Consider the following 3,315-nt stretch of genomic DNA (forward strand, 5'->3'; position numbering starts at 1 on the left):
ATGACATACTATAACCATTTTAGATACCAATGGAATATGAAAAAGATGACCCCTGTTCAATACAGAGATCATCTTCTTAAAACCGCTTAGGCTTTTTTAAAATGTCCTTTACAAAGGGTACACATTATCATGCAACTATAGCACAGTTTTTTAATAGTAATTTTTAATTTGCGTGACCCCATGAGTTGTAGCTACTCTCTCCGTCTTAAAGCGCCAGCGATTGATTATTCAATCGAACACTTATTTGTAAACCGTTGTAAAAAAACGAATAAGGCTATTCCCTTGCACCTGTAGGAGTGAAGGGGTATAACTTAATTGTTTACATTGCAAACGATTGAATACAAAAAGAAGACTGTACCGCCGTCTCTCTTTACTATATTACGAAGTAATCTTAGTTACCTATAAAACTTGGAAGTTGATTTACAAGGTAACCTACTATACCAGTTAAGAATATACTCACAAGTATACCTGCTCTAAGAGTATTTTTAAATTTAGCTCTATCTATACCATCACCTAGTTCGAATGTTGCAACAGGAAATAGATTTTGCCTTACTTTATCATAAATAAAGGTATTAACTATAGTTATTGGCAATGCAATATAAATTGAAGTATCAGCTGTTAAAATACCAAACGAACTCAATAATAATGCTGCTATAATTGAAAATATTGAAATAAAAAGAACATGTACAACAAAAGATGGTACTGAAAGAAATGAGTACCATTGTCTCAAACTATAAATAACTTCTTCAATTTTCCTTGCGTAAAAATCTACTTCTTTTTCATCTCCATTTACTCTGTAGGAAATGGTACTATATTGCCTATTTGAGAGCGTTAACGATATTCTTATCGAACTTGAATAGTTGTTACTTATGGAAATTGAAGTATATTGCTTTTCTTTGCGATTCGGGTAACTTATCAACTCATCCAAACTATTAAAATTTATAGATGTACCATCTAAACAGGATACGCTATATTCAATATCACTAGAAACTTCTTTAAATATAGAGTCAATTTCAATTAACTTCCTCTCATTTATTACATATCCGATACTAATATCTTTGTTTTTTGTAACTTCCACTACGACTAATCCCCTTTTGTAAAAATTTTTCTATATAACTAGTATTATACTATGTTTCGTTAAGAGTAAAAAAAAAGACGCTGCTTTAAGCGTCCCTTTATTAAAATTATAGAAATCTTCTTAGATTTTCCGCAACCTCTTCCTTATCTATGTGTAAGTATTGTGTTGTTACAGCTAAGTTACTATGTCCTAGCGCTTTAGATATATCAGTAATATTAGCGCCTTTATCTAGTAGTGATTTTGCGAAACCTCGCCGTAAAGCATGGGGACTTATGTTCTTCAAGCCGTATTCCTTAGCGTATTTGTTTAACCGTTTTTGTATATTGTTATGCGATTGACCCGTGGCTATTATACCGCCTTTTTTAGTTATAAATACGTAACTATTTTCTTGATCGTACTCTCTACGTATAGCGTCGTTATGGTTAACTAGGACTGATAACAAACGGTTAAGAGTATCATCGAAAGGCAATAGTATTTGATCGTGATTTTTAACAATCGATCCGTCAATCCGCAATAAATTATTAGTAAAATCAATGTGCTGCGTCTCTAAGTGTACAATTGTGTTAATACGTAAACCCGTCTTAAACATAAGTAAAGCCGCAGTAGCGTCTCGTAACTGTACGAAGTCGTTTAAATCGAGGACTGATAGCAAGACCCTTATATCTCGCTCTGTTGCTCCTTCCTTTACTCTGTTATCGACTTTAACTTTTATAGGGCGCCAAAACTTGCGCTCTATCCAACCGTTATCAAAACAACGTGAGAGAAATGCCTTTAAACACTTTAAGCGAGTTAGCTTAGTTTGGTTAGATACGTTCATACTTGCAAGCCATTCGTAAACGTGATCGGCGTTTAACTCATCTACGTACTTTACCTTTATCGTATTAACAAAATGGTTAACGTAAACGTTATAATCACTTATTGTACGTGCTCTATTTCCGCTTATCTCCATTTGTCTAGTAATAGTCGTTAGTGCAAGTTCGATAGTAATAGTCAATTTACTTGTCGCCGTAGAACCCTTAGTTTGTGCCTTGTTTACCTTACCTACCTCACTATCCATAAATATACCGTTTAAATTCTCTGTAACCGTAAATATCGCTTTCTTTTTTACCATAAAAAATAAGCCTCCTATATCGTTAAATTTATACAATAGTCATGCGGTTCGGTTTCGGGTATATTACCGAGATTGACCGTTACATTGACCGTTTCATTTAACGTTATAAGACGCTTATCTTTCGGGTTACCGTATGTATTTCGATGGCGCACCCTAGAGGATTCGAACCTCTGACCGACGGCTTAGAAGGCCGTTGCTCTATCCTGCTGAGCTAAGGGCGCATTATGGTGCGGGTGAAGGGACTCGAACCCCCACGTCAAAGACACTAGATCCTAAGTCTAGCGCGTCTGCCAATTCCGCCACACCCGCAAATAAAATGGTGAGCCATGAAGGACTCGAACCTTCGACCCTCTGATTAAAAGTCAGATGCTCTACCAACTGAGCTAATGGCTCATCTAAAGGTATTAATTTACCACTAAATGATATTCTATGAAAATGGTGCCGGCAAGAGGACTTGAACCCCCAACCTACTGATTACAAGTCAGTTGCTCTACCAATTGAGCTACACCGGCAAAGTGGTGGAGGATGACGGGCTCGAACCGCCGACCCCCTGCTTGTAAGGCAGGTGCTCTCCCAGCTGAGCTAATCCTCCATAAAACGATTACTGCTATAAATCTTTAGTAACAATGGTGACCCGTACGGGATTCGAACCCGTGTTACCGCCGTGAAAGGGCGGTGTCTTAACCGCTTGACCAACGGGCCATCGTAAAAAAGTTCTGGCGGAGAAGGAGGGATTTGAACCCTCGCGCCGGTTACCCGACCTATACCCTTAGCAGGGGCACCTCTTCAGCCACTTGAGTACTTCTCCATATTTCTGGTGGGCCTAAGTGGACTCGAACCACCGACCTCACGCTTATCAGGCGTGCGCTCTAACCAGCTGAGCTATAGGCCCATTATAAATAATGGAGCGGGTGATGGGAATCGAACCCACGACATCAGCTTGGAAGGCTGAGGTTTTACCATTAAACTACACCCGCATCTTATTGGCTTTAAATGAATTGGTCGGGAAGACAGGATTTGAACCTGCGACCCCCTGGTCCCAAACCAGGTGCTCTACCAAGCTGAGCCACTTCCCGTATTAAAATGGCGCGCCCTGAGAGATTCGAACTCCCGACCTTTTGATTCG

General features: G+C 38.9%; 3 protein-coding genes and 10 tRNA genes. 1 reads left to right on the forward strand and 12 read right to left on the reverse strand.

The window, feature by feature from the left end; genetic code table 11:
• Nucleotides 1-90: IS3 family transposase (locus ACNSTQ_RS22785; protein ID WP_418200139.1), on the forward strand; the 90-nt coding region annotated here is incomplete at its 5' end.
• 301 nt (nt 91-391) lie between these two features.
• On the opposite strand, the gene ACNSTQ_RS22790 is transcribed toward ACNSTQ_RS22785, so the two are convergent.
• The 12 genes from ACNSTQ_RS22790 to ACNSTQ_RS22845 all read right to left on the reverse strand — a co-directional run bounded on the left by ACNSTQ_RS22790 (nt 392) and on the right by ACNSTQ_RS22845 (nt 3,265).
• A complete protein-coding gene (locus ACNSTQ_RS22790) occupies nt 392-1,078 on the reverse strand; it encodes a hypothetical protein (RefSeq protein WP_418202038.1) in 687 nt (228 codons plus the stop codon).
• A 106-nt stretch (nt 1,079-1,184) separates the two neighbouring features.
• Complete coding sequence (locus ACNSTQ_RS22795; protein ID WP_418202039.1) at nt 1,185-2,189, reverse strand: tyrosine-type recombinase/integrase; 1,005 nt, start codon at nt 2,187-2,189, stop codon at nt 1,185-1,187.
• Between the two features lie 144 nt (nt 2,190-2,333).
• A tRNA-Arg gene (locus ACNSTQ_RS22800) sits at nt 2,334-2,410 on the reverse strand.
• 4 nt (nt 2,411-2,414) lie between these two features.
• Nucleotides 2,415-2,498 (reverse strand) — tRNA-Leu (locus tag ACNSTQ_RS22805).
• An 8-nt stretch (nt 2,499-2,506) separates the two neighbouring features.
• Nucleotides 2,507-2,582: transfer RNA gene (locus ACNSTQ_RS22810), tRNA-Lys, on the reverse strand.
• A 43-nt stretch (nt 2,583-2,625) separates the two neighbouring features.
• Nucleotides 2,626-2,701, reverse strand: a tRNA-Thr gene (locus tag ACNSTQ_RS22815).
• Nucleotides 2,702-2,705: 4 nt separating this feature from the next.
• Nucleotides 2,706-2,781, reverse strand: a tRNA-Val gene (locus ACNSTQ_RS22820).
• Nucleotides 2,782-2,816: 35 nt separating this feature from the next.
• A tRNA-Glu gene (locus ACNSTQ_RS22825) sits at nt 2,817-2,891 on the reverse strand.
• Nucleotides 2,892-2,906: 15 nt separating this feature from the next.
• Nucleotides 2,907-2,997, reverse strand: a tRNA-Ser gene (locus ACNSTQ_RS22830).
• Between the two features lie 7 nt (nt 2,998-3,004).
• A tRNA-Ile gene (locus tag ACNSTQ_RS22835) sits at nt 3,005-3,081 on the reverse strand.
• An 11-nt stretch (nt 3,082-3,092) separates the two neighbouring features.
• Nucleotides 3,093-3,166, reverse strand: a tRNA-Gly gene (locus ACNSTQ_RS22840).
• A 22-nt stretch (nt 3,167-3,188) separates the two neighbouring features.
• Nucleotides 3,189-3,265 (reverse strand) — tRNA-Pro (locus ACNSTQ_RS22845).
• Nucleotides 3,266-3,315: the final 50 nt, after the last annotated feature.

It is taken from the genome of Alkalihalobacterium sp. APHAB7 (genome assembly GCF_048323755.1).
In the GTDB taxonomy this organism is placed as follows: Bacteria; Bacillota; Bacilli; order Bacillales; family Bacillaceae_F; genus Alkalihalobacterium.

Coding starts and splice junctions, on each gene's coding strand:
- ACNSTQ_RS22795 (WP_418202039.1), bottom strand. CDS start 2,189: ATGGTAAAAAAGAAAGCGATATTTACGGTTACAGAGAATTTAAACGGT.